Here is a 24,555-nt window from a genome sequence, read left to right as displayed (position 1 = left end):
AGTCTCCGCTTCGTGGTCACGAGATGAACTCGCTTGTCCAGATTTAGATCGCCCTCGAAGCGGAGTATTTCCCGACATATTTAATAAAATGCGAATTTCTCGAGCAAGGCGTTCACTGTTCGATACTCATGGCGTCGAAACGTCGCCCCCGGTCATTCCTCGGTATTCAGCTATTTGCGACGTCGCGCGCAGATGGGACAAACGCGGTGAAGGCTGGCGGTTGACGCACGCGCGCTCATGCCTCAGCCCACGCGGAGGCCCTTTTCGTTCGCTGGCACCCCAGGATTGGGAACAAGAGCACATGGCGCAAGTTTCTGGGCGGATTCAAAATCATCCCATACCGTCTCGAAGGATCCCATGACCATTCCGACCGCCACGTACCGTCTACAGTTCCGCAATGGCATGACCTTTGATCGCGCGGCCGCGCTTGTCCCCTACCTCAAGCGCCTCGGGATCAGTCATCTCTATGCATCGCCGATCTTCAAGGCCGCGGCCGGCTCTACCCATGGCTACGACGTGGTCGATGCCAATGAAATCGATCCCGCGATCGGCGGTCGAGACGGGTTCGACCGGATGGCCAGGGCTCTCAAGGCCGAGGGGCTCGGCCTCATCCTGGACATCGTGCCGAACCATATGGCTGCGTCCCTTGAAAACGCCTGGTGGCGCGATGTCATCGAGCTGGGCGAGAAGAGCCAGTTTGCCCGGCACTTCGACATAGACTGGTCGCGCCGCCTGACCCTGCCATTCCTCGGCGACAGTTTCGAGGCGGTCCTGGCGGCCGGCGACATTACGCTGAAAACCGATCCCGGCAGCGGCAAGCCGGCCTTCGCCTATTTCGGGAGTTTCTATCCGCTGACCCCGGCCAGCTATGCTGGGCGGGAAGGCGTCTTGCAGATTTCGGACAAGGCAGGCATAGCCGCCCTTCACGATCAGCAACCCTATCGGCTGATGTCTTGGCGGGACGCGGAAAAAGACCTCTCCTATCGCCGCTTCTTCGAAATCACCGGCTTGGCGGGTGTGCGGGTCGAAGACGAGACGGTGTTTGACGACACCCATCGGCTCGTCCTCGAGCTTGTGCGTGACGGCACCGTCGATGGCTTGCGTGTCGATCATGTGGACGGACTGGCGGATCCGAAGGCCTACCTTCGCCGCCTGCGCTCAGAGGCAGGTCCTGATTGCTACATCACTGTCGAGAAGATCCTTGCTCACGGCGAGCAGATGCCCCGAGACTGGCCCGTCTCCGGCACGACCGGTTACGAATTCATCGCTTCCATCAGCCAGGCGCTTGTCGATGGCGGCGGTTTGCAAAAGCTACGCGACGCCTACGCACATGTGACGGGCGAGCCGGTGGACCCGAAGCGGGACTTGCGCGCCGCGAAACTCTTGATGGCGGATAAAAATTTCGCCGGCGAGTTCGCCGCCCTTGTCCGCCTCGCGCTCGAGATCCGCGCGTTGGACCAGCACGAACCGTTCCTTTCTGACGCGTCGGTGATAACCGCCCTGAAGGAGCTGCTCGTAGCCTTTCCCGTCTACCGTACCTACGGGAGTTCGCGCGGGTTGCCGTTGGAAAGCCGGACGATGCTGGAGCACGTACTCCAGTCGGTCCGTCAGCGACGTGGCGACGCCGATCCAGAAGCCATCGGTTTCATCGAGCGCATACTGAAGGAAGAAGTGGACGGCCCCGCCAGCGCCGCAGCCTTGAACTTTCGAACCCGCTTCCAACAATTGACAGGTCCGTTGATGGCCAAATCCGTGGAAGACACGCTGTTCTACCGTCTGCACGTGGCATTGGCGCTCAACGAGGTTGGCGGAGAGCCGCTGCCGTCAAGCTTCTCCTTGGAGCGCTTCCACGCCGACATGGCCAACCGTCTGGTTACGCAGCCCGATGGCCTCTCCGCAACATCCACCCATGATACCAAGCGCGGTGAAGACGCCCGTGCGCGCCTCTACACCATTACCGAAGCGCCCGGTATCTGGGCCGAGGCAGTCGCCCGCTGGCGAAGCATGAATCGCTTGAGTATCCAGCGCCTGGCCGACGGCCCTGCGCCCGAACCGGCTGTCGAATGGATGATTTACCAGGCGCTCGCCGGCGCATGGCCGACCGATCTCAGGGCGGACGACGAAAAAGGCATCGGTGCCCTTGAGAAACGCTTCCTCCCCTTCATCGAGAAGGCTCTCCGGGAAGCCAAGCTGCGGACGAACTGGGGCGAGCCGAACGAGGACTATGAGGCGGCGGTCATGGCCTACGCGCGCAATCTGCTTTCCACCGCCAATCGGGCTTTTCTGATCGATTTCGTTGGCACGCTTGAACCGTTCGTCCGGTCAGGTCTTGCAAACAGCCTTACCCAGACGCTCATCAAGCTGGCAGCACCGGGCGTTGCCGACATCTACCAAGGGTGCGAGGGGCATGATTTCAGCCTTGTCGATCCCGACAACCGCCGCGAACCCGATTTCCAGACCTTGCAACAACTGCTTTTTGAGCATGGAACGGCGACTTCTCCGCGCTCTGACTGGCAAAGCCAAGGCTTCAAACAGCAGCTCGTCGCAACCTTGCTTCACCTTCGACAGCAGGCGCCGACGCTGTTCAGGACGGGGGAATACCTGCCTCTCGTGGCGACGGGCGACGACGCGGCCAGGACGCTCGCCTTCGCACGTGCCGACGCACAGAACGCTCTGGTCATCATTGCCCCCCGCCTCGTCTTCAGCCGGTTCACTGCGGGTGCGCTATGGCGCGAAACTCCCCCGACACAGTGCAGCATCGCTCTGCCGCCGACCCTCGCCAATCGGCCCTATCGCAATCTGTGGAGCGGCGAAAGGATAGGTCTTTCCGACTCCATCACGATCGGCTTCATGAACGATCAGCCCTTCCTGGCGCTGTGGGCTGAATAGGCGATCTTGCCGCGCGCTGATCCGCGCTTGCCCATTCTGCGACTCTGCCCTTATGCCGGCTGTCAGACAGCTCGGCAGGACCCAGACATCGTCGCCTGGGAGCAAGAGAACTTCGGTCAAGAGAGATATATCCGGCATCCATCCGTCAAGCGCACCTTACGTTTGGAAGTCGGAACTTCCTGCCTGCCTTTCAAGTTTCTCGGACGCACCTGACGCGACGCCCTGCCCCATCATATTGGGCAGAATGTTTCGCAGCCACCTATCGAACTGAGGGCAAATGCGGCCGCCTCGAGCGGCCGGTTTCATGTCAAACGGAAAGCAGATGATGGAAACGACAGCCGAATCGATTGCCGCCACGCCGACAGCGCTCGCCCAGTTGGGGGCGCTCGCCATTCATTATGGACTATCGCTTGCGGGCGCTCTGGTGCTGCTTGTGGGCGGATGGATCCTGTCGGGTCTTGTCAGCCGATGGGCCTATAAGGGCCTGTCGCGGATTCACGGCATAGACGAAACGTTGGCGCGCTTCTTTGAAAACGTCCTGCACTATGGCCTCCTAATCCTTGTGTTCGTGATGGTTCTTGGACAGTTTGGGGTTCAAACAGCCTCGATCGTCGCAGCTCTCGGCGCCGCCGGCCTCGCCATCGGTTTGGCCCTTCAAGGCACCTTGCAGAACATTGCTGCCGGCATCATGCTGCTCGTCCTGCGCCCGTTCCGGGTCGGCGAATATATCGAAACCGCGAGCATCAAGGGCAAGATCATCGAGGTCGGTCTTTTTGCGACCGAACTGCGAACGGCCGACGGCCTTTACCTGCTCGCGCCCAATTCCACCTTGTGGAATACGCCGATCATCAATCATAGCCGGGAGCCGGAACGCCGGCAGGAACTGTCGATCGCGGTCAACAACGATGCCGATGTCGATCTTGCGAAACGAACCCTGCTCGCCATCGTCGCCTCCGACGAGCGGGTCCGACGCGAACCAAGCCCCCGCGTTTATTCCGACGATCTATCCGCTGACAAAACCACGCTCAAGGTGGAATACTGGGCGGCAACCCATGAATGGTCGGAAACCCGCCATGATCTTATCGATCGGCTCAAATCGGGCCTGAAAGAGAGGGAGATTGCCATCAGATAGTCGGCCGGAACGGTCGCATTCGAGGACGCGAGCGGTCGACCTGTTGGATCGGTAAGCACAACCGGTAGCGATCTTGGAGCCAGCAGGGAATACCTGCGGCGCAACGGCCTGCCGGTCCGACGCGCCCTTCCTGCGCGCCGTTTACCATCAGGCCGGCCACAATTTTCATGACCACGACGAAGTAGCCACCAGAGCATCGATCACTCTCCTCTGCCGATCGAAGATCCAGAACGGCCGGGCGGTGGCCCATCGGACCATGGTCCGACGCATTCCCCGGACTGAAGTCCGGGGCAAGGAACCGCCACCAGGAACCGCCGTTCGTCTGAAAGCCCAAGGTCGCTTCGACCGGGCAGTGATAAACATTCGATAGAGGAAATTCCCATGTTCAAGGCAGCCACCATCGCCTTCTCAGCAGCCCTTCTGGCCAGCACCGCATTTGCCCAGTCTTCGAGCACGGTCGGTACGGGCGGTTCATCGGCAGGCGGCGGAACTTCGAGCAGCACCGTTGGTACTGGTGGAAGCTCCGCCGGCGGCGACTGCAGCGCAGGCGCTACCAACTGTCCTTCGGGTAGCGCGTCGACCACGGGTACCGGCGGCTCTTCGGCAGGCGGCGGCACGTCCAGCAGCACCGTCGGTACGGGCGGTTCGTCGGCCGGCTCCGGTTCAGGTTCGTCTTCCACCCTCGGAACGGGCGGTTCCTCGGCAGGCGGCGGCACCTCCAGCAGCTCCGTCGGAACCGGTGGGTCGGCCGCAGGCTCCGGTGACGCCGGCGCGGCGTCGTCGGTCGGCACGGGCGGGTCCTCGGCAGGTAACGGCCAGAGCGGCAGCTCCGTCGGCACGGGCGCAAGTCAGACAGGCTCTTCCCATGAGAACAATGGAAAGAAGGGCTGCGCTCCCGGTCAAGTCAAGAAGAGCGGTTCCACCCAATCCTGCTAACTGCTCAGGCCGGCGCCTTCGGACGCCGGCCATCTGCCTTAGGAGGCCAGACAATGTCCACTACAGTCAAAGCACTTATCTGCGGGACCGCTCTTCTTGCTGCGGCCCAGGCGGGAGCCGAGGATATCAAACTTGACGACGGAACGACCTGCACGCTGGTTGAGACGCAGTCCTCTTCGGGCGGCACGTCCACCACGGTGACGGCTGGAAACGGCAAGGTCACATCATCCACGACGACCGGTACGGGGCCATCAACGTCGTCCTCGTCGTCCGCATCGAGCTCAGCGGCAGGATCAGGAAGTGTTGACAGCTTCTCGACCGCAAGTGTCACACGACCTGATGGCACCGTGATCACCAAGCGGTCCGATGGTACCTGCTCGGTCACCAAGCCCAAGAAGTAGGAGAAAAACATGAAAGCCACAAAATTGGTCGGCGCGACGGCGCTCGCGCTCCTGTCGGCGACGGCTGCTGTCTCGGCACAGCAATGCAACGCGGCAGGCACCGTCGCTACGGGCGGAAGCGCGTCGGCAGGAGGCACGTCCGCAAGCTCTGTCGGGACTGCGGGTGTCTGCCAGACCGACGACGGCACAACCTCGTCCATCGGCTCCGGCGGAAGCGCTGCGAGCGACGACGGCAAGGCGATGAGCAAGACGCATGTCAACGGCAACGACGATAAACTGAAGGCGCAGACGAACGCACAGGCGGTCGACAAGGGTACGTTCAGCAAGTCGAGAACGAAGACGAGCACTGACGGGCAAGCGCTTCAGAGCACCACGCGCACGATGTCGCACGTGCCTGGCCAAAAACCTGTCAAAAGCACCACCGATCAGAAAATCATCCTGCCGCAGCAGTAACCACCGAAAGGAAGTCCCATGAACAACCTCATCTGGCTCGTCGGCGCGGTCGTCATCATCCTGGCCGTCCTGAGCTTCTTCGGGTTTAGATAACTACCAGGGTCGGCTTCGCGCGGCGCAGCCGACCTATCATCGCAAAAACTCGTAATCTTCGCCAACTACTTCCGCCGCGGGCCTCTAAACGGCCTGCGGTCCGCATCCAAGAGCGCAAGTGTCAAAAATTCGCCCTTACTGCCTGCTCCGCTGCTTAATGCATTTGCGAAAGGCCTGATCGACCAACTAAAGACCCCCGCCTTTCGGATGGCTGCCCCACAGCTTCCGACGACGGATATCGCTTCGCGTTCCTGAGCAAGACAAACTGATTCAAGTCCTGCCATAGGGACGGGTCAGCGCTGACGCATCGATTGAGGGGGTTCTGTTTCAAACCGGGCCGCGCGCCCGCTCTTCGGCCTTATCGTCCGCGACATCCTCAACGCATTCCGCTTTCTGCGCAAGCTTTCGGCTCATCTCGCGAAGCTGCTCCTCGTCGAGTTTCTCGATGCCCACGAACTTATTCTGGGCCTGCGATGTCAGGATCAGTTCGTCCAGCTTTGCTTGCAGAGCCTTGCCGTCACGGTTTTGCGAGTTTTGGAGGACGAAAACCATCAAGAATGTGACGATCGTGGTGCTCGTATTGATGACAAGCTGCCAGGTCTCAGAATAGTCGAAAAACGGTCCCGAGGCCGCCCAAGCGAGAACGAGTGCCACCGCAAGTACGAACGTGGCTGGTTTCCCGGACAGATCGGCGATGGCAGTTGCAAACTTTGAGAAGATTTTTGATGACGTGTGGTCGCTCATGGATGCTCCTTTCCAGCCGACGGTAACGCAAACATGCTTTGCCCGGTTCCGGCAGAAGCAGAAGGTCGGACTTTGGTCCGAGGCGAGCCAGGCGCCTTGGACAATCGTTTTTGCAGACATTCTTCTGCTTCATCTTCATCCGGTCCCGGAACGACGGGCCAAGTACAACGTTTCCTTCAAGCCGCGATAACCGAAAAACCGGCCGGGAGCCGCACGCGACCGATCTTGATGAAGGAGACGAAATCATGATGAGCGGACCGATGAAGGCGCTTCTCGGCGTTCTTGCCGTGGTGGGCTATCAGAACAGGGATAAAATCGCAGAGATCCTGCGAGGCGTACAGAACCCGCAAGCCGGCAGTAACCGAGAGACCGCACAAGCCGGATCCGCGCAGTCCACAGGCGGTCTTGGCGGGATCTTTGGAGGCCCGGGGGGCTTCGGCGATCTTCTCGGCGGACTGACGACGGGTGGCATCCTGAGCGGTGGCTTGGCAGACCTCTTGAGGACATTCCAGCAAAACGGGCATGGAGAGACGGCGCAAACCTGGGTGCAGCCGGGCCCGAACGCGGCAATCAACGGCGATCAGCTCTCGCAGGCACTTGGGCCCGACATTCTCAACGAATTGTCTGCCAAGACCGGCCTTTCACGTCAGGACATTCTGGAGCGTCTGTCGCGCGACCTGCCGAAAGCTGTCGACGACCTGACACCGGACGGGAAGATTCCTGATCCCAGAGAGGACTTCCTTGACTCGGCCAGCACGGCGACGACTGATGGGCAGAAATCGGTCTAGACCCGTGGGTGAAACACCAATGCTAGACCAGTCAGGGTGGGTCTTCAATATGTCCGCAAGCCGCTGGTTCAATGGCCCGCACCAGCTCGGCTAGCTCCGGTCGTATCGCCTTCGATGGGTGCAGGATCTTTAAGGAGACCTCGGAGGCCTGAGGCAACCTGCTTCACAGTCATCGCCGAAATGCGCGTCTGGCCATTGAGTTTGTGTATCTTCACGGTCGTCTCCCGTGCGCGATTGCAGGTTCGAGATGGAACCGTGTTTCGGCTTCGCCGTTTCTGCCGAAAGCATGGAGAAAACAATGCGGTATTTCTTCCACATGAGATCACACGATGGCGACGAGCCTGACAATGACGGCCTTGAGCTCGCATCGATCGAAATCGCTCGTCGCGAGGCGGAAAAGTCGGCGCGGGAAATGGTTGCCGAACTCGTCACCCGCCAGGAGCGCATCGACGGCACACGCTTCGAAATCGCCGACGATCAAGGACGTGTTCTCGCCACCGTGCAGTTCAAGGACGTCATCAAGCTCGCCTAGTGGCCGTGGCCACGGGCGATCGGTCCGTTTTTCATACGGCCGCGCGCCGTAGTAGTCATCGATCAAAGGCAAATCTGGTTTGGGATCGGTCGGACGAGAAGCATGCGCTGCTTTGGCCTCTGACGCCGTGATCATTCTTCAGCGCCTTCTGGAACATGGAGGCCACCACGAAGTTCATTTCAAAACGGCGGGATCTCCGATGCAATGGCGCTCATGGCTGACCAACTTTGGATCGTGGACTGCAAGCCCCTGGGCGTTCGCGATCGTCATAACATATGGCGTATCCTGGTTTTTCTTCAGTCCGGAAACGCTCGAATGGCACGGCATCGCCACTCTTGCGACATGGCTTATGACACTATTCATTCAGCGCGCCGAGCACAGGGATACCCAGGCCATCCACGCTAAGCTTGACGAACTTCTGCATGTCCACGGGGATGCCAAAAACGAGGTCGGACACCTCGACGATCGGGAGCCCGAGCAGATCGAGGAATTCCGAAAAGACCATACTGTCTCCGATCAGCAGCTTGGAGGCTCCTAGAGCGCCGCGCCGGTCTTGCGGCCCGATCTTGAAGGAGCCTGCAGCCGCCCCGCATCCGGCGTTTTCCTAAATGGTGTCGTGACGTCTGCATCGATTTGTCGGTTTCGCGAGCGCTCTGCAGTGGCTTGGTCGTCAGGATCGAAAGTCTTCAAGATTCTATCCCGGCGGTTTCCGTGCTCATATCACGTTCGCCGTCTGCCCGAGGTGACGAAGGAGGAACGCCTGTCTCTCGAGTGAACGGGTGGCACAGCTTGTTGGAGCACAATCTTTAAACCTGCGGGCCCTTGCACCGGCAGCCTAGTCCGCTTCGGCGTCGAAAAAGCGGCTCTTCAGAGGTGGAAAACGAGCGTGAGCTCTGTTGAAGCGCGTCCACTCCGATCCCATTTGCCCTACTATGCCGAAGATAAAGTCGAAAACTAAAGAAAACGACGGTCTCGAGTTGATCCGGGAGTGGTCACTTCCGGTGGCGGCAACACTCGGGTCCGCTGTCCGGGTCAAGGGAATCCTACAGGAAATTCGCTCCCGGCTGCCGCCCCCACTAAGGCAGTCGCTGGACATGCAGGCGGCAGGCCTTATCCTAACGATGCCAGAGACGTCGAGGGCTGCGTTTCGCGCGGCCGCGTCGACTGTCTCCAAGGCGTTGGAGGACATCGCGGATCTTCCGATAATCCCTCGAGAGATCGACGATATCCTTACCATCACAGCTTCGGAAAGAAAGCGTTGGCTGGAGGATGGTCGCCTTTCAAGCGCTGGAACGCGAACTGTCAGATTGCAGGGACGGGCAAGAAGGATCACGTTCCACGTATTCAACCCACGTGTTGTTGAAGATCTGCTCGACCGCGCTGCCGTTGACAAATGGCGAGAGGAAGACGCCGCGGCGAAGGCAGAAAACCGCAGGCGCGCCGCCTACCATGCCAAGCTGACGCGCTCGCTGAAGAACAACAAAGGCAAGCGAACAAAACAGGCCGCTGACGACACTGGCGGATTGAAAGGATGGGACGACTTTCATAAAGACGGCCTGCTGCGCTAAAAGTGATACGCTTGGGCAATTTCGATCGAAGCGGCGACGAAGGTGACGTCGGTGGAATTGACGGCAATTGATGGCGGTCACTTCGATCTAGCGACTTGCCAACGATCGGTTCTACGAAGGGATGACTGGGACATGAGAGGTCCGGCTATTCCAGATGCGCGTTTTATCTGCGGTCCGACTTTGCTTTGAAGGAGGCGTCGTCCAAAACCGGGCCGCCAGCTTTTCGCCCGGATACCAGGGGGAGTGCTTATCTAGGTCTGCGGCTTTGTTCAGGATCGCCTGCGTCTGAATTGCCGGCATCCAAGGAAATCACGTTTGTTAAATGTCTAGCAGCCGGGCCGGGATGATAGCGGTGGACGCCGATGCGCGGCGAGTACGCTAGCGGACCGATTGTCGACATTAGCGACCGGCACGCTAGTTTCCGATCGCTGACGGAGCAAACTCAGCAGGAGAAGAGGCCTTTTGTTTCCTGTTGCAGGCTTCTTCTCCTTTTTTCCCAGCCGAAGATGTTGCCGAGGCGGTCGAACTTTCAGCCCAACGACACTGACCCTCCGCCTCCTGTCCAGCCGATCCCGTCTTTGGGGCCATGCCCCACGACGGAGTTCATGTTTGTTTCTCCGCAGACAATCGCCCACACGAGGATTAGCAGTCTTCACCCGAATCTTCCCGTTGGTCCGAGATTGATACCGCGACGCGAGCCCTCTGCGCCGGGGATAAGGCCTATGCGAGTCGTCAGCGCGTCTTTGTACGGTAACGGACGGCCGGTTCTATCACGGACCAAGGTCCGTGTCCGGGTGTCGAGGCCGGCGTTATGGTTGATCCGCGTCGTTCAGGGGGAGGCGATGATGACTTCTCTCATAATGGATATCCAATATGCCCAGGTTCGACTTTCGTCACTGACGAAACGCGAACGCCGGACGATCATAATGCGTATCATTCGTGAATTGATGCACCATCGGCAGGGCGCGCTCAGAGACGCACCGGCGGATGATTGTGTGTCGATCGACAGCTTGATCGTGTCGATGTCGGCGACCATTGCCGAAATTGCCGAGATGGAGGAGACCTTTTTGAAGCGAGTTCTTCACGAAGCGGAAGGTCTCATCGCAACGTTGACAACAATTTCTGAAGCCCGGTCGGTAGCGACTATCCACTGACACCTGATTGCTTTGAAACCAAGTGATGAAGGTTGGTCGCCAGGGCGTCTTTTCAGAACGGGCAGCACCGACGTGTCCTGGCAGCCAAAGTCTCTGTCGGCGGTTTCCTCTGATAACGCACCGCGGCTCGCCGATCGAACGGTCGGCCTCGAGCGTCGCGCATGACCAAACCTCGATCGTCCGTCTTCCCTGCACGGAGTTAGCTACGATGCACGCTCCATGTATTGCGCATGCAAGCGTGTGCGGTGGAGGGATTATTGAAGATCACTGGCATAGACACGTGGCGCAAACCTCACGAGACGATCGGCGAAACCGGACCAGCGCGTCCGCTAGCGTACCAAGCGACACTGTGCATGTGAATCAAGGCGGTATGGGGGAACCCCGGTCGCTTGGAGGCGTTAGATTGCCGCCTTGAAATGGAGACCGGCGCCGATGTCCAGCAATCGCGACCAATGGATCGCAGCTCGAGCTTATCACCTTTGGGAAGATGCGGGAAAACCGGTTGGCCAGCACGAAAATCACTGGCATCAGGCAGTCCTCGAACGCGACCTGCTCGAAAGAACACAGGCATCGACTGATGGCCATGAGGTTCTTGAGCGGTCGATGCGTGCAAGACCCGATCCTGGACCGCGCAGTGTTCTCGTTGTCGAGGATGAGCTTCAACTACGCGGTGTTATCGTCGACTTTTTTAACCAGGCGGGATACAGGACGCTTGAGGCGGCGAACGCGGACGAGGCGCTCGTGTTGTTGAAGAACAATCCGATCGATACGCTTTATGCCGATGTCGATATGCCTGGCAGCATGGATGGCCTCGGACTTGTCGCGAGCGTACGGTCGCAGTGGCCATCGATGCGACTGATCGTGACGTCAGGGATTGTGAAGCTGTCGCACAAGGACGAGGACGCAAGCGTCACATTTGTGTCCAAGCCGACTGCCGGCCAGCAACTCTTGAAGCTTATGGCTTAGTCGGCTTTCCAAGCGCTCTGTCAAATACGAGCCGATTGAACCTCTGGCCGATGCCGCCGAGCTCCGCAGAAGGCCCGCGCAAGATCGCGATTGCAGGCGCAGCCGTTAACAGAAGGCTCTTCAGATCGAAGCCCGCTGACGCCATCAATCCACAGCTATGTTCTGACGTCTGAATTCGATGCCCCGAACGTAGGACCGCTTCGGGAATCGCGCGCAGTCCACTTGATAGCGGCCCTCCGCCGACCGCGCCTCTTCTCCGGGACGCTAGCTCCTATTCGCGCAACTGACTGGCCGTTTGACAGTTGGCGAATATCGGTCTCGTCGAACCACCGGAATGGCCGGTCCGTAGGATTTGTCGATGGCAGCCTTTCTTCCGGAACTTCGCGCTTGAGACTGATGGAGAGCAGACCGCTGGTCAGCGTTTTCGACGCGAACATGAATCGGCAAGCTCGAACCGGCGCACAAATGCTCCGCCGGAGATCCAGCAATGCCGGTATTCGGCTTCCACGCGGCGCGATGTTCTCGCCGCTGGGAAACCTCGCCAGTTCTCGCGCGTTATCCCTCCGCACCAGGAAAGGCGAGCCGATGCAGCTGGCACAACACCTCGATCATGCACGACAGGTCGCCATGGATGCCCACGAAGGGCAACAGGACAAGACCGGAAAACCCTACATCCAACATTGCCAGCGTGTCGCGGATCTGGTGATGAACGAGGAGGAAAAAATCGTCGCCTACCTCCACGACGTTCCGGAAAAGGCCGCTGGCTGGACCATTGATCGACTCCGCGAGGAAGGATTTTCAGCCAGCGTAATTGCGGCAGTCGACGCGCTGACGCGAAGGCCCGGCGAGGATGACGCGGCTTTGGTCGCAAGGGCGGCAGCAAACACGCTTGCCAGGCCCGTCAAAGAGGCCGACCTGCAGGACAATCTCGTTCAGGCCGAACAGACCGGCCCCGACACGACAAAATTCGCGGAGGGGCTAGCGGCTCTTGCCGCGTCGGGCAATTGACAGCTTGTATTCACCGGATCCTTTATGTCGGTGTCTTTTCCAGCCATTGTGACAGATCGACCGGGTGCAGGCCCCCGTTCCTCGCCGCTATGTTTATCGGCGGCGGCTGCCGATACTACAAGGACTTGCCTCTGGGCAATTTCCGACGCGCCCTTTGACCATGAGGATGATTGATCGCACATGCCATTACAGCGCAAGAGCCGGGAGCCGACAACTCGCGATCTTTGTTTTTCACGAGGATCCACTCAACTTCGTGACGAGGTGTCCAGGCGGACCACATTGCTGAGCTGAAGGATCTTCGATTGCTCTGTCGTCAGCGCCGCGGCCAGCTCTTCGTTCCTGAACGGCTTGGCGACGACCGGGCGGGTGACATTGGCACCAGCCTCCAGCTGGTCGCTATACCCTGTCATCAGCACGACCGCCAGGCGTGGATAGTCGCGGGCAATTACCTCGGCGAGTTCGATCCCCGACATCTCAGGCATCATGACGTCACTTATCACGGCTTGGACGTCGGGATGGCTCCTCAAGATTGCGAGAGCCTCCGCCCCGCTCGCGGCCGTGAGGATCGTCTGAACAAATCCATCCAGGGCAAGCCGGACCGAGTCCAGAGACGCCGGCGTATCATCGACGATCAGAACGGTTTTCGGGAGGTCAAGGACCGTGTTTGTGCCCTCCTTCGGCACGCGTGTTGCGTTGGATTTCGGGAGTAGAAGGGTGAAGGCACTCCCGCGGCCGGCAAGGCTGGAGACCTTGACCGCGCCGCCCGCTGCTCGGGCGAAGCTGTGGACTTGAGTCAATCCCAGTCCGGCCCGCCCGTTTTCCTTCGTGGAGAAGAACGGTTCGAATACGCGCGTCAGGTCGGGGGGATCGACGCCCTTGCCCGTGTCCGTCACGCTCAGCGCCACGAACGCTCCGCGAAGAGTGGGATCCTCTACTACACCTTCCGGTACGTTTCGCGCCGACACAATCACACGGCCACCATTTGGCATTGCTTCGCGTGCATTGGTCAGAAGGTTGATCAGCGCGATTTCCAGACCGGCAGGATCCACATAAACGGGCCAGAGATCTTCCGGAAGATTGACATCCATGACCACGGCATCGTTGAGAGCCTGTCGCAGAAGCGGCTTGAGGTCGGAAAGCTTTAGTTCCAGCTCGACATGCGCGGCCCCTTGATTGGAGCGCCTCGAAAAGGACAGGAGACGTTGAGTGATCACCTTCCCCTTTGCGACACCGTCCGACATATGACCAAGGAGCTGCGTCACCCGCTGTTCATCGTTCCTGCGTCGCTTGATGCCTTCGATCCCCGACTGAAATACCATCAGAAGGTTGTTGAAATCGTGCGCCGCCTGACCGGTGAGTTTCCCCAAGGCGTCCATCCGCTGCCAGTTGGCCACGCTCTCTCGTTCCCGATTGCGAGCATTGACCTCCCGTTGAAGGAGAAATGCTGCCGCACCTGCAAGCAGGAGCGTGAAACAGCAGCTCGCAACCAGCAGCAACAAAGCTTTGCGGGCCAGACGATCGTATTCGGCAACCGGAATGCCTACCTTCACGCGCCACGGTGTCTCTTTGAGCGTAGCCTCGGCGATATGAAGGTCGTCGCCCCCTTTGAGGGTCGCAGAACCGGCGTCTGCGGCTGACAAGCGGGCATATTCGCTTTCCACCGCGCCGGCGAGGTCGGCTGCTCCGGTCGATGCGACCAGCCGATCCTGGCCATCAACAATCCAGGCTGGCCAAGTGTCGGGCACACCCGCACGAAGCAGGTCCGTGACCATGGCCGGGCGCACGATGGCCGATAGGACGGCCCGCAGCCGGTCCTTCCTTTCGATCGGAACTCTGATTGCGAAGGCGGGTTGGCCCTTTTGTCCGATGACGACGTTTCCTATAACCGCTTCTTGAGATTTAAGCAGTCTGTCGTGGCTCTCGACGTCGATGACCCGCCGACTTGCAGAGGGGTCGAGAGGCGGAAGAGCTAGGACAACGTTGCCCGCCTCGTCCGAAACGCGGATCTGGTCCCAGGCCGGAACGCGTTCGCGCAGACGGCGTGCGGTTTCTGCGAAACTGGAGCGCGAGATTGGAAGATCGAAGCGTGGCGAATCCGCTATGACCGACAACAGCTGGATCTGGGTGTTCAGTTCCCGTTGGACGGCCGTTGCAATCGTCTCGGCCCTGGCCCGCACCTCGTCGTCGAGGGCACGTCTCTGTTCGGCAACAAACAGCCATCCGATTGCGGCCGCCAGAATGATGACGGGTATGAGCGAGGCGCTGAGAAGAAGAAGCGCTGGCCGAGCTCTGTTCAAGCGATATCCCAAAGTTGTCCGTTCAGCGATCTGACATAGGCTTCTGTGCCAAACTTGCAAGCAGCCCGGCCTCCGCGCGTACGTTGGCGCAGCATGGAACGCCAGGTGGCGGACTGCCACACAGATTCGGGAAGAGAGCCAGCCCACAGCTCGTCCAATTTCTGCGGGTCGCACCTTCAGGCCCGGCGGGCTGCCCTTGGTGAGGTTGGAAGCTCGCCCGTGCCGTCGTTGGAGGTCTGTTCTCCCCTTTCCCGATCGACGAAGATCGGCGAAAGCGCCGGACCTTGATCTGAGTGCAGACCGGCGCTCCGTCTGCCAGCCGAAGCCTGATTGCGGGATCCTGCGGCGGCCAGGTCTCCATGAGCAATAAAGAACTCGTCTTCTTGATCGCACCCTCGGCCTTCGCGCCGGCGGCCGCCCTATGACGTCACATTCGGATTCTAAGTGTCGCAGTGAATCCATCGGGAGGGTAGGTAAGATCCACGCTCCCGCCGATGTGGGACGCCAGTCCTTCAATCAATTCAGTCCCATACCCCTTGCTGTGAGGCTTTGAGATTTGCGGCCCATTCTCCTCCCGCCATTGGCACACGATGAGCCCGCCCTTCAATTCCCACGTCACGTAAATTTTCCCGCCCGGTACTGAAGCGGCCCCGTATTTCATCGCGTTGGTGATGAGCTCGTGGAGAATCATGCTGACAGGGAGAACCTTCGAACTTTGGAGCTCCGCGGGCGGTCCAGAGGTTTCAACCCGTTCCGACAGCGTCGTGCCAACCGCGGCTTTCACCAACACTTCAAATTCAGCCCCCCTTCCAAGTGCCGCAATTTCTTGAGCTCGAAAGGTCGTGTCCAGTCTCCCAAGCAGCGCTTCCTTGAACCTCGCCACAGCCGGATCGTCGCTCCTGGTGTTTTTGATGACCGACCGAACGACGGCCGAGAGGTTCTTCAGGCGATGCCGCATCTCCGCGACGATGAAGTCCATCTCGGCGTCGTGGCGATGGCGCTCAGTGACGTCGTCAAAAATAACCAGGATATTAGGACTGTTGTTATCGGGATGAACCAGGCGCCGGGCGTCAATAAGAAATGTGCGCTGGCCGATTATCGGGAAATCATGCTTCACTTCAAAGCCGATGACTGCGGCCGACCGCGGGATGACGGAAGATATGAGTTGCCGAAGCTCGGGAATATCCCACTGCCCTTTGCCAAGCGCGAAAAAGTCCTGAGATAGGATCTCCTCGCGCTCAACCTTGAAGGTTTTGATAAACGCATTATTCGCGGTCGTTACATAAAAGTGTTGATCCAAAACGACAACGGGCTGGGTCATGGTGTCGACGACACCCTGAGCCTGCACGTGCCCGGTCTTCATCAGGCGATACAGATCCTCCAGCAACACGGATGCCATTCCCCCCGTCCCTGCATCGTCTCAAAAAGGCAACCGGAACTCATTTCAGAAAATATCCCATGACCCAAGATAATCCCTTTCGCATCACTGGCAATGTCCGCTGATGGCGTGAGGGATCCGAATTGTCGTTGCGGGCTCGCGTTGGTCTCTCCGGCCAGCCGCGATTAGCTAGATCAGGTCCAGCATTACGCCTGCCCCGGTATTCAGTGCACGCAGTCCGACCTGAACAAGCTCGATCGCGTTCGGCTATTGAGGATGGAATTCGCAATCCTATCGACCATTTCGCGGGCGCCGAGCCATCCATCGTGCACGAGGGTGCGCGCCATCGACAGGATCAGATCGCCTGAGAAGACGAGGGATTGACGTGACGTCGGCCTCGCCGGATTTTCAGGGCTGTCGAGGCCGACGATCACTGCAGCGACGAGGCGGCTTGCCTTATGCGTTACCGGTTCAAGAAGGCGAGAACGTCACGGCCACACCACGCTGCCGAAAGTAGGCCTGCATCAGCTTCCTCCCCGAACGATTGTTCTGCACGAGCCTGGCCGGGTCGAACACGGCCTCCTTCAAACCCGCTCGCGTCAACGCGGCCTTAAGGGTCGCAATATGCATGTCGATATCGACGTTGTCGGCCTGAAGTGATTGATAAATGCGCTCTATTGCATCCGCTACGGTCGGTTCGCCCACTATCGTACTCCGCTTGCTGTTTGTCTTCGCTTATCACATTTTTCGCCCTGACCCTATTGGGAGCCGCGGTAAAAGGATGGAGTGGGAGTGGAAAGGCCTATGTTTCGACGAAGACGAATGAGCGGTCGGCGGTCTCTGCCAAAGTGTCGGCGACACTGCCATACGAAAGTTCCTGGCCCGCGCGCCGGCTGACGCCGAGGACAATGAGGTCGAAGCGTCCCCTTCGGGCCAGCTTGAGAATGGCAAGTTCCGGTGCCGAAGCCTGTGGGGCGACTTTCTCGACATCAACCTCGTAGAAGGACGCGATTCGATCCAATTGCTCGAAGGCAGCCATGTGGGCATTCCCTGCGTCGCTGACCCGAGGAAGCGAAGTCGATTGCGTCGGGTCGCGGAAATAGACCGCTGTTATCGCAGCGCCCGTGGCTTTCGCAACGACCAAGGCGAATTCCGCAGCCCTCAGCGACCGTTCGGTGCCACTGATAGGCACGAGGATACGCAAGTCCCGATCTTTTTCCGGGATGATGCCACGCGCCGCGACGATCGCAATTGTACCCTTGAAGGCCGCGATCATCCCGGAGAGTTGTGCGCTGTATTTGCCGTTTTCGCTGTCTGCCGGCTCGACGCCCAAAAGCATGATGTCGTGGCCCTTCTCGGCAGTCTCCGTGAGAATCTCTTCAAGCTTACCGTCCTTGTCCCGAATGGAGACGTGAACCGCGTCGCCCTTCCCCGGTTCTGCGACATCGTCCTGCGCTTCGACCGCCGTTTCGGCAGTCGCCTTCACACGCTCGCTGATCTGTTGCGCGCCGTTGGCGTTGGTTTTGGCATCTTGCGGATCTGCCGTTCGGCCGTCCTCTCCCCGAATATCTAGAACCGTGACCGGCATTTTCCTCAGCGCTGCGAAATACCCCGATATCCGCGCCGCCAGATCGCTGCTTGCGGAGTGATCGGTTGCAAGCAGGATCCGTTCGAATTGCGATACGAAGCTTTGTTCCTTAAAGGCTTCGAGCTCGAGACGATCCTTCTCCTCCTTGCGCATCGGAAGGCGCGCGAGCGCCCAACGGAGCGTCGGCGGCATGGCCATCGTCGTGACCACCGCCATTGCAACGATGACGGAAAAAAGCCGCTCGTCGAGAACACCGACCGAAAGGCCGATCGAAGCAACAATGACTTCGGTGGAACCTCGAGCATTCATTCCGCATCCAAGGGCGATGGCCTCGGCGTTGGAGAAGCCGCCGAATTTAGCCCCGACAAACGCGCCACCGAACTTGCCGAGGCTGGCAATGACGATCAGTCCAACCGCCAGAAGCAGGATGGACCAATCAGTGAGAACGCTCAGATCGGCGTGCAGGCCGGTGAGACCGAAGAAGACCGGCATGAACAGGGCCGTCGTGAGTGCCCTGAGCTGCCCCTCGATCTGACGGGTAAGAATGGGGGATTGCCCGACGAGAATGCCAGCGACGAAGGCACCGAGCACCGTGTGGACGCCAATGGCGTCGGTAATGATCGCCATGGCTCCCATGATCGCGATAATGGCGCTTAGAACCGGCAGATCGCTTTTGAACCTGTCGTTCGTCCAGCGGATGATCTCAAAGACGACGCGTCGCCCGATCGTGAAACTGAAGGCCATGAAGAGAGCCGTACCGATGACGCTTTGTGCCAAGGTTGGAAGATCGACGGCACCGTTTTGCGCCAGGCTGAACGTCACGGCGATAATCACCCACCCCACGGTGTCGTCGATGATGGCGGAGGCTACGATCAGCTGGCCGACATTGCGCCGCATGAAGTCCATCTCGCGAACGACCGTCGCCACGATCTTCACCGACGAGATCGATAGCGCTGTCCCGAGGAAAAGCGAGGTGACAAGTCTCGCTTCCGGGTTAGGCAAGAGACTTGCGGGCAGGAGCTCTCCGAGGGCGAAGCCGAACGCAAAGGGCACGACAATGCCCGTCAGCGAGACGCCCGCCGCGGCCCGGCGCAGTCGCAGCGCCAGGGCGAGGTCGGTTTCCATGCCGGCCAGGAGCAGCAGAAACAGGATGCCGAGCTGCGCCACCGCATCAGCCATCGCTTTTTGGGTGTCGAGCGCGGGAAAGAGCGCCGACTGCGCGCCGGGCAGCAGATACCCGAAAACGGAGGGCCCGAGAAGGATGCCTCCGATGATCTGGCCCATGATGGACGGCTGCCCGATGCGGACCATGGCCTCACCGAGCAACCTGCCGATGACCACGAGGATGATAATCTGGACAAGAAAGAGCGCTTCGGACGGACCGGTAGACTTACCATCGGCTGCAAAGACTGGAAGGCAACTGCCAACGATAACGCAGGCTGCCACGGCAGGCAGCTCCCATCGACGAAGCTGCGGGAAAATTGCCCTGATTGTCATGCGCGAAGAATTCCCCATGAATGGTCTCGCATGAGAACGGACTGAGTCAGCTTCTGTTCCAGCCGGCACAAAGACGGGAAAATCGCTCCGACGATGCGCGCCTGTGGGGAACCGAGTGAACCGCCAGCAAGTTTCTGACAAAAAGGAGCCCCGTATGAGCGACCGTGAATATTCGGCCGAGGAACTTGCCGAGCATTATCAAATCAGCCGACAGCAAGCTCTTAGATACATCGCTCGCTTCGGTGGCAATCGTGTCGAGCTCGATCATCTCATTTCCTCGGCACCCAGAACAGCGATCCACCGCCCCGACGACGTGAACCGCAGCGCAGTGGAAGTTGCCCTTGAATAGGTTTTCGAACACGCTGCGGGCGAAGAAGACGCCCAAGGTCCAGACCCACGCCGGATGCCCCGCCATCTGGAGGCGATCGCTAGTGTCATGCGGGGGCCTCGCCAAACCACACGCTGTCAAGTCGCGCATGTCTGGCGTGCTCGATCCTTGTACGCGGAACCTTCCATTTCCTGCCTGGTTCGATCGCCATGAACGGTAGAGAGGAAAAAGCCAGCAAAGGCACGATCAAGTTGGTACTGACCCTTTTCGTCATCGGGATCATCGTTGCCGTCGCATATCTCACGTTTTTTACGCCTGGAAAGGTCGCCCCGCCAAACGCGCCTGCAACCAGTGAGGGCGCTGGGTGATCGCATCGAAGATGGCACTCGAAGCCGTGGCGCAGGAGCCGAATTTGAGCGGTGACCGTTGGCCTGCCTCTTGACCAAATAACGGACGCCTTGTGGCGGGGTGATAAGCTTCAGCCGACGCCCGACCTGTGGTGAAGCCGCAGCATCTGAGTGCGGTATCGCCTTTCGAGGATCAGCCCGGCGTTAGCGTTGCAACTCAACCGCCTTCCTTGGCCTCAAGGCGATCGAGCACCGCCTCAGGTGCGACATCCCTCTTGAGTTCCTCTACCTCGTCATCCGCTTCGGTTGGGACTTCCAGCTTTTTGGCGATTGCTTCCACCATCGCGATAAGGCGTGTCGTCTCGTGCTCGTTCAGCAAGCTGACCTGCAGGTCGAGATCAGCCCGCAGGTCATCCTCGGCAGCCATCCTGTTCTGGTTGATGAGCACGAATGTCGAAAGGAAGATCGCCTCTACCGATGCTGCCATCGCCAGTATAACGAGGGAGGGATCCCAGACAGGCATCCCCGGGATCAGGTTCGTATTGGCGATAATCCATAAACCGTACAAGACGATATGGATGTAAACGAAGGCCATGGATCCGGCGAACCGACTAATTGCGGCGGCAGCTCGCTCTTGTAGGCCCGCCGTGTCCGCTGCCTTGCGGCGGCGCTGCAAAATAGCGTCAATATTGCGGTTAAGCGCCGGATGCAGGCTGTCGGCAGCTGGTGTTGTGGGACTGGCTTTTGCAATGTTTTTCATGGTGATTTCCGGTCGCACTCTGTCATGTCGCGAAGGCCAAGAACTCGTCCCCTGCTTTTCCGAAGTCAATCAGAAGAACGCCACCCGGTTTTTGCTATGGGTAATCGTCGCGCTTCTGGGTGGTCTTATGATCCGTACTTGTCTCAGAGCTGTTCATCGCTGTTACTTTCCTTCGACACTCACTCTTTAACCTCGGCAGCAAACCGAAGTTCCGTTCGACGTCGCTCCAATCTTGTATAACGGTCGCAAGCAGACCCTTTGGGGCAACAAATTATCATGAGGCCGTGTCCCTGAACCTGCGCCGCACAGCTTGCTTCGCTGCTGCGCCTGCTCCCGTCGGACCGCCAGGCTTCTCGTCATGATCGACGCTGGCGACGTGAAGGTGCACCGATGGATGCAGCCGGAACTCACCGCATCGCTTTGCGTTTTCCCAGCCAAGCCCGCGACCGTGCACAGGCGTTCCATGATCGAGAGCAAAGACGACAAATGTGGAGAAGGTTTCCTGAAGTGGCCGGCGTATAGAACCTGCCTGCTTGCGACGGTCGCCCTATTGGCGTCTTGCTCCAGCGAGGCCGATCAGCAAAGACGCATCCTTCAGCAGATGGGGTCATGGATCGCGAGCGCCGAAATGATCACCGAGGCCCGATTGGACGGTCGCGTTCCCGCGACGTTCAGCGGCCCTGCTCTGGAGCGGTGCAGCCGAGAAGTTTCCGCGCTGGTAGATGAACTGAAGAACAGCGGGTTTTCTCCGTCCCAGACTGCTTTTGCCGACCTCCCTTCCCTACTCGGCCAAGCAACGGATGCCGCCTCAAGGAGGGATCGCCCGCAAACCGAGCGCGTCGTCTCAGCCCTCAGGCGCACACGGGACGACCTTGATCGGCTGAGGAAGATACGATGAAGAAATTGCTGGAGGTTTCGCTCGGGGTTGTAACCAGCGTCGTGGTTTCGTCGAACGGTTTAAGGTGGATTCCAGGAGGGCTGTCATGAGTGAGCTATTTCTCCAGGATCTGCTGGGCGCACGGGTGCTAGGACCGGGCAACGAGGTGGTGGGACGCATCGAGGAAGTCGTCGCAGAAGCGCATGGCGGCGAACTCTTCGTCGTCGAATACCACGTCGGAACCTTTGCACTTCTTGAAAGCCTGGCGTCCTCTTCGTTCGCACGCGCAGTCCTCGGAGCTGCCGGGCTTCGCTCAGGTGAAGGACTGGCTGTTCCCTGGGATCAGCTCGATCTTTCGAACGCAGCTTCACCAAGGTTGCTTTGTGATCCGCAGCAGTTGAAGCCGCCTCGTCGATCGTCCGCAAGCCCCTAATTGGCGAGAGCCATGTGAACGTTTGGGCCGACGCCTTTTTATTTGCAGGGCTGGTCAGCACGAGAGATCGAGCCTCCGACAATCGGTCGGGATATCGGACGCGCGGCCATCTTTTTCTTCCCGGCGATTATGCTAACGTCGGCCGGTATCCCAATGAGCAGGCAATTCATGCATTCCGTCAGCGATTTTCCAGCCGAACGTCTCCAGCAAATCCTCGATAGCGCGGTCGACACCGGCATCATCATGCTCGACCTCGAGGGAATTATTACCGGCTGGAGTAAGGGAGCCGAAAGACTTCTCGGATGGTCGCAGACGGAAATGCTTGGGCAGACCCTTGTCGCGATATTCCCGCCCGAGGACGGCGCAGCGGCGCTTCTTGCGACCGAGCTTGCCGATGCCAGGTCGAAGGGAAAGGGGAGCGGCGAAGGATGGAGGTTGCAGAAGGACGGCGGGCGGATATGGGCCGTCGGTGAGACAACGCCGATCCTGAATGACGACGGGCACATCATCGGTTTCGTTAAGATCCTCCGTGACCGCACCGAGCAGCGGGAAACGGAAATTGCGTTGCGGGAGCGCACCCGTGCGCTCGAAATTCTAAATCGCGCCGGCGCCGCTCTTGCCCGCGAAAATGATCTTGAGAAAGTCGTCCAGTTGGTAACGGACGCCGGCGTCGAGCTCACCGGTGCTCAGTTTGGCGCCTTCTTTTACAACCTCGTCAATTCGGCGGGCGAGAGTTATTTGCTGTACACACTCTCAGGCGTTGCCCGCGAGGCATTTTCCAAATTTCCGATGCCCCGCAACACCGAGGTTTTCGCCCCGACGTTCCTGGGCGAGGGAGTCGTTCGATCCGATGACATCACAAAGGACGCTCGCTACGGCAAAAACGCGCCGCACCACGGCATGCCGGAAGGACATCTTCCTGTTCGAAGCTATCTCGCGGTCCCTGTAATTTCGCGAACGGGTGAAGTGATTGGTGGCCTCTTCTTCGGGCATTCGGATGTTGGCGTGTTCGATGAATCCTCGGAAAGCGGGCTTGCCGGTCTTGCGGGCGAAGCTGCCGTTGCGATGGATAACGCACGTCTTTTCGAAGCCGCTCAGCGCGAGCTGCAGGAGCGACGGCGCGCGGAAGCAGCGCTTAAGGACCTCAACACCAACCTCGAAAATATGGTGAAGCAGAAGACGGACGAGCTTACGCGCAACGCAGAGGCTTTGCGGCAGGCGCAGAAGATGGAAGCAATCGGTCAATTGACGGGTGGGGTCGCGCACGATTTCAACAATCTCCTCCAGATCATCGTCGGCAATCTCGACACTCTGTTACGAAACCTCCCGGAGGAGTCGGGCCGGTTCAGGCGCGCCGCCTCCCAGGCAATGACTGGGGCAAGACGAGCCGCCGCTCTGACCCAAAGGCTACTGGCTTTCGCTCGCCGGCAACCGCTCGATCCAAAGCCTATCGATGCAAACAGCCTCATCCGCGGCATGTCCGAAATACTGCATCGCACCCTCGGAGAGATTTTCCAGATCGAGGTCGTGCTTGCGGCGGGGCTCTGGAAAACGGAGGCGGATCCGAACGAACTGGAAAGCGCGCTGCTCAACCTTGCCATTAACGCCCGCGATGCGATGCAGGATGGCGGCAAGCTCACGATCGAGACCTTCAACGCGCATCTCGATGAAGCCTACGCTTCGATGCATGCCGAAGTGCTACCGGGCCAGTATATCGCCATCAGCGTTTCCGACACCGGGACGGGGATGGATTCCGAAACGCTGTCCCATGTCTTCGAGCCATTTTTCACGACCAAGGACCAGGGCAAGGGCACGGGGTTGGGTCTCAGCCAGGTCTACGGATTCGTGAAGCAATCAAGTGGGCATGTGAAGATCTATTCCGAGGTGGGCGAAGGCACCACGGTCAAAATGTATCTGCCGCGATTGTCAGTGGAGAGGGCTGACGAGGAGGGCACGGAAGCCCAAGCGTTGCCGGAGGCGGCAGCAGGCGAGGTTGTCCTCGTCGTCGAGGACGATCCGGATGTTCGCTCCTATTCGGTCGAGTCATTGCGAGAACTTGGCTATCATGTTCTCGAGGCCAAGGATGGTCCGGCGGCGTTACAGACGCTGTTGAGCCACGGCAAGGTCGATTTGATCTTCTCGGATGTCGTATTGCCCGGCGGCATGAGTGGCGCGGAAGTCGTCGTCAAGGCGCGAGAAATGATCCCGACGATCAAAGCGCTATTTACGACAGGATATTCCCGCAATGCCATCGTTCATCACGGCCGTCTCGATAAGGGCGTGAATTTGCTCACAAAGCCATTCTCTTTTGAAGAGCTCGCCGCACGTGTGCGCGATGTTCTCGATCACTGAAGCGGCCGCGGCGATTGCGATGCCCCCTACTCTC

22 protein-coding genes are annotated in these 24,555 nt (G+C 59.3%); 16 read left to right on the top strand and 6 right to left on the bottom strand.

Going from position 1 to position 24,555, the window contains the following annotated elements; genetic code table 11:
* Positions 1 to 357 precede the first annotated feature (357 nt).
* From treY to FHX08_RS30895, 5 genes are all read left to right on the top strand, one after another.
* A complete protein-coding gene (gene treY, locus FHX08_RS30915; RefSeq protein WP_184328182.1) occupies positions 358 to 2,889 on the top strand; it encodes a malto-oligosyltrehalose synthase in 2,532 nt (843 codons plus the stop codon).
* Between the two features lie 322 nt (positions 2,890 to 3,211).
* Positions 3,212 to 4,021: a mechanosensitive ion channel family protein gene (locus FHX08_RS30910; protein WP_132658196.1), complete on the top strand. Its 810-nt coding sequence runs from the start codon at positions 3,212 to 3,214 to the stop codon at positions 4,019 to 4,021.
* A gap of 381 nt (positions 4,022 to 4,402) precedes the next feature.
* Positions 4,403 to 4,957 carry a hypothetical protein gene (locus FHX08_RS30905; protein ID WP_184328181.1) on the top strand — a complete coding sequence of 185 codons (555 nt, stop codon included), beginning with the start codon at positions 4,403 to 4,405 and terminating at the stop codon, positions 4,955 to 4,957.
* Positions 4,958 to 5,010: 53 nt separating this feature from the next.
* Positions 5,011 to 5,358, top strand: a complete 348-nt coding sequence (locus FHX08_RS30900) for a hypothetical protein (protein WP_184328180.1) — start codon at positions 5,011 to 5,013, stop codon at positions 5,356 to 5,358.
* A 9-nt stretch (positions 5,359 to 5,367) separates the two neighbouring features.
* Positions 5,368 to 5,811: a hypothetical protein gene (locus tag FHX08_RS30895; RefSeq protein ID WP_184328179.1), complete on the top strand. Its 444-nt coding sequence runs from the start codon at positions 5,368 to 5,370 to the stop codon at positions 5,809 to 5,811.
* 420 nt (positions 5,812 to 6,231) lie between these two features.
* On the opposite strand, the gene FHX08_RS30890 is transcribed toward FHX08_RS30895, so the two are convergent.
* A complete protein-coding gene (locus FHX08_RS30890; protein ID WP_132658189.1) occupies positions 6,232 to 6,648 on the bottom strand; it encodes a low affinity iron permease family protein in 417 nt (138 codons plus the stop codon).
* 245 nt (positions 6,649 to 6,893) lie between these two features.
* Between FHX08_RS30890 and FHX08_RS30885 the strand changes: the two genes are divergently transcribed.
* From FHX08_RS30885 to FHX08_RS30855, 7 genes are all read left to right on the top strand, one after another.
* The gene (locus tag FHX08_RS30885; protein ID WP_184328178.1) at positions 6,894 to 7,436 is read left to right on the top strand and encodes a YidB family protein; all 543 of its coding nucleotides are present in this window, start codon (positions 6,894 to 6,896) and stop codon (positions 7,434 to 7,436) included.
* A gap of 298 nt (positions 7,437 to 7,734) precedes the next feature.
* Positions 7,735 to 7,968, top strand: a complete 234-nt coding sequence (locus tag FHX08_RS30880; RefSeq protein WP_184328177.1) for a DUF6894 family protein — start codon at positions 7,735 to 7,737, stop codon at positions 7,966 to 7,968.
* A gap of 199 nt (positions 7,969 to 8,167) precedes the next feature.
* The gene (locus FHX08_RS30875; RefSeq protein WP_184328191.1) at positions 8,168 to 8,506 is read left to right on the top strand and encodes a low affinity iron permease family protein; all 339 of its coding nucleotides are present in this window, start codon (positions 8,168 to 8,170) and stop codon (positions 8,504 to 8,506) included.
* Positions 8,507 to 8,900: 394 nt separating this feature from the next.
* Positions 8,901 to 9,536 (top strand): hypothetical protein, encoded by a 636-nt coding sequence (locus tag FHX08_RS30870; RefSeq protein WP_184328176.1) that lies wholly within the window; start codon positions 8,901 to 8,903, stop codon positions 9,534 to 9,536.
* Positions 9,537 to 10,378: 842 nt separating this feature from the next.
* Complete coding sequence (locus FHX08_RS30865; protein WP_184328175.1) at positions 10,379 to 10,690, top strand: hypothetical protein; 312 nt, start codon at positions 10,379 to 10,381, stop codon at positions 10,688 to 10,690.
* Positions 10,691 to 11,122: 432 nt separating this feature from the next.
* On the top strand, positions 11,123 to 11,656 hold the full coding sequence (locus tag FHX08_RS30860) for a response regulator (RefSeq protein WP_184328174.1): 534 nt from the start codon (positions 11,123 to 11,125) through the stop codon (positions 11,654 to 11,656).
* Between the two features lie 585 nt (positions 11,657 to 12,241).
* Complete coding sequence (locus tag FHX08_RS30855; protein ID WP_184328173.1) at positions 12,242 to 12,664, top strand: HD domain-containing protein; 423 nt, start codon at positions 12,242 to 12,244, stop codon at positions 12,662 to 12,664.
* Between the two features lie 245 nt (positions 12,665 to 12,909).
* On the opposite strand, the gene FHX08_RS30850 is transcribed toward FHX08_RS30855, so the two are convergent.
* The 4 genes from FHX08_RS30850 to FHX08_RS30835 all read right to left on the bottom strand — a co-directional run bounded on the left by FHX08_RS30850 (position 12,910) and on the right by FHX08_RS30835 (position 19,424).
* Complete coding sequence (locus tag FHX08_RS30850; protein ID WP_312862225.1) at positions 12,910 to 15,081, bottom strand: ATP-binding protein; 2,172 nt, start codon at positions 15,079 to 15,081, stop codon at positions 12,910 to 12,912.
* Between the two features lie 307 nt (positions 15,082 to 15,388).
* A complete protein-coding gene (locus FHX08_RS30845) occupies positions 15,389 to 16,360 on the bottom strand; it encodes a sensor histidine kinase (protein WP_246698428.1) in 972 nt (323 codons plus the stop codon).
* 450 nt (positions 16,361 to 16,810) lie between these two features.
* Positions 16,811 to 17,047: a hypothetical protein gene (locus tag FHX08_RS30840; RefSeq protein WP_184328188.1), complete on the bottom strand. Its 237-nt coding sequence runs from the start codon at positions 17,045 to 17,047 to the stop codon at positions 16,811 to 16,813.
* Between the two features lie 94 nt (positions 17,048 to 17,141).
* Complete coding sequence (locus FHX08_RS30835) at positions 17,142 to 19,424, bottom strand: cation:proton antiporter (protein ID WP_184328172.1); 2,283 nt, start codon at positions 19,422 to 19,424, stop codon at positions 17,142 to 17,144.
* A gap of 154 nt (positions 19,425 to 19,578) precedes the next feature.
* On the opposite strand from FHX08_RS30835, the gene FHX08_RS30830 reads away from it, so the two are divergent.
* Positions 19,579 to 19,773, top strand: a complete 195-nt coding sequence (locus FHX08_RS30830; protein ID WP_184328171.1) for a hypothetical protein — start codon at positions 19,579 to 19,581, stop codon at positions 19,771 to 19,773.
* Between the two features lie 543 nt (positions 19,774 to 20,316).
* Here FHX08_RS30830 and FHX08_RS30825 read toward each other — a convergent pair.
* Positions 20,317 to 20,859, bottom strand: a complete 543-nt coding sequence (locus tag FHX08_RS30825; RefSeq protein ID WP_184328170.1) for a DUF1003 domain-containing protein — start codon at positions 20,857 to 20,859, stop codon at positions 20,317 to 20,319.
* Between the two features lie 358 nt (positions 20,860 to 21,217).
* Here FHX08_RS30825 and FHX08_RS30820 point away from each other — a divergent pair, with 358 nt between their 5' ends.
* The 3 genes from FHX08_RS30820 (at position 21,218) to FHX08_RS30810 (ending at position 24,521) form a co-directional block, all read left to right on the top strand.
* Positions 21,218 to 21,757, top strand: coding sequence for a hypothetical protein (locus tag FHX08_RS30820; protein ID WP_184328169.1), 540 nt, complete (start codon positions 21,218 to 21,220; stop codon positions 21,755 to 21,757).
* 85 nt (positions 21,758 to 21,842) lie between these two features.
* Entirely contained in the window at positions 21,843 to 22,169 is a 327-nt protein-coding gene (locus tag FHX08_RS30815) for a PRC-barrel domain-containing protein (RefSeq protein WP_184328168.1), read from the top strand.
* 168 nt (positions 22,170 to 22,337) lie between these two features.
* Entirely contained in the window at positions 22,338 to 24,521 is a 2,184-nt protein-coding gene (locus FHX08_RS30810; protein ID WP_184328167.1) for an ATP-binding protein, read from the top strand.
* Positions 24,522 to 24,555 lie beyond the last annotated feature (34 nt).

This window comes from Rhizobium sp. BK529, from assembly GCF_014194105.1.
Lineage (GTDB): Bacteria > Pseudomonadota > Alphaproteobacteria > Rhizobiales > Rhizobiaceae > Rhizobium.
This window is presented reverse-complemented; position numbering and strand designations above follow the sequence as displayed.

Excerpts from the sequence above, each read along its gene's own strand:
- FHX08_RS30825 (WP_184328170.1), bottom strand. The coding sequence starts at position 20,859 with ATGAAAAACATTGCAAAAGCCAGTCCCACAACACCAGCTGCCGACAGC.
- FHX08_RS30835 (WP_184328172.1), bottom strand. The coding sequence starts at position 19,424 with ATGACAATCAGGGCAATTTTCCCGCAGCTTCGTCGATGGGAGCTGCCT.
- FHX08_RS30845 (WP_246698428.1), bottom strand. The coding sequence starts at position 16,360 with ATGGCATCCGTGTTGCTGGAGGATCTGTATCGCCTGATGAAGACCGGG.
- FHX08_RS30815 (WP_184328168.1), top strand. The coding sequence starts at position 21,843 with ATGAGTGAGCTATTTCTCCAGGATCTGCTGGGCGCACGGGTGCTAGGA.
- FHX08_RS30900 (WP_184328180.1), top strand. The coding sequence starts at position 5,011 with ATGTCCACTACAGTCAAAGCACTTATCTGCGGGACCGCTCTTCTTGCT.
- FHX08_RS30810 (WP_184328167.1), top strand. The coding sequence starts at position 22,338 with ATGCATTCCGTCAGCGATTTTCCAGCCGAACGTCTCCAGCAAATCCTC.
- FHX08_RS30820 (WP_184328169.1), top strand. The coding sequence starts at position 21,218 with ATGATCGACGCTGGCGACGTGAAGGTGCACCGATGGATGCAGCCGGAA.
- FHX08_RS30830 (WP_184328171.1), top strand. The coding sequence starts at position 19,579 with ATGAGCGACCGTGAATATTCGGCCGAGGAACTTGCCGAGCATTATCAA.
- FHX08_RS30905 (WP_184328181.1), top strand. The coding sequence starts at position 4,403 with ATGTTCAAGGCAGCCACCATCGCCTTCTCAGCAGCCCTTCTGGCCAGC.
- FHX08_RS30895 (WP_184328179.1), top strand. The coding sequence starts at position 5,368 with ATGAAAGCCACAAAATTGGTCGGCGCGACGGCGCTCGCGCTCCTGTCG.
- FHX08_RS30910 (WP_132658196.1), top strand. The coding sequence starts at position 3,212 with ATGATGGAAACGACAGCCGAATCGATTGCCGCCACGCCGACAGCGCTC.
- FHX08_RS30870 (WP_184328176.1), top strand. The coding sequence starts at position 8,901 with ATGCCGAAGATAAAGTCGAAAACTAAAGAAAACGACGGTCTCGAGTTG.
- FHX08_RS30890 (WP_132658189.1), bottom strand. The coding sequence starts at position 6,648 with ATGAGCGACCACACGTCATCAAAAATCTTCTCAAAGTTTGCAACTGCC.
- FHX08_RS30865 (WP_184328175.1), top strand. The coding sequence starts at position 10,379 with ATGATGACTTCTCTCATAATGGATATCCAATATGCCCAGGTTCGACTT.
- FHX08_RS30860 (WP_184328174.1), top strand. The coding sequence starts at position 11,123 with ATGTCCAGCAATCGCGACCAATGGATCGCAGCTCGAGCTTATCACCTT.
- FHX08_RS30885 (WP_184328178.1), top strand. The coding sequence starts at position 6,894 with ATGATGAGCGGACCGATGAAGGCGCTTCTCGGCGTTCTTGCCGTGGTG.
- FHX08_RS30855 (WP_184328173.1), top strand. The coding sequence starts at position 12,242 with ATGCAGCTGGCACAACACCTCGATCATGCACGACAGGTCGCCATGGAT.
- FHX08_RS30880 (WP_184328177.1), top strand. The coding sequence starts at position 7,735 with ATGCGGTATTTCTTCCACATGAGATCACACGATGGCGACGAGCCTGAC.
- FHX08_RS30875 (WP_184328191.1), top strand. The coding sequence starts at position 8,168 with ATGCAATGGCGCTCATGGCTGACCAACTTTGGATCGTGGACTGCAAGC.
- treY (WP_184328182.1), top strand. The coding sequence starts at position 358 with ATGACCATTCCGACCGCCACGTACCGTCTACAGTTCCGCAATGGCATG.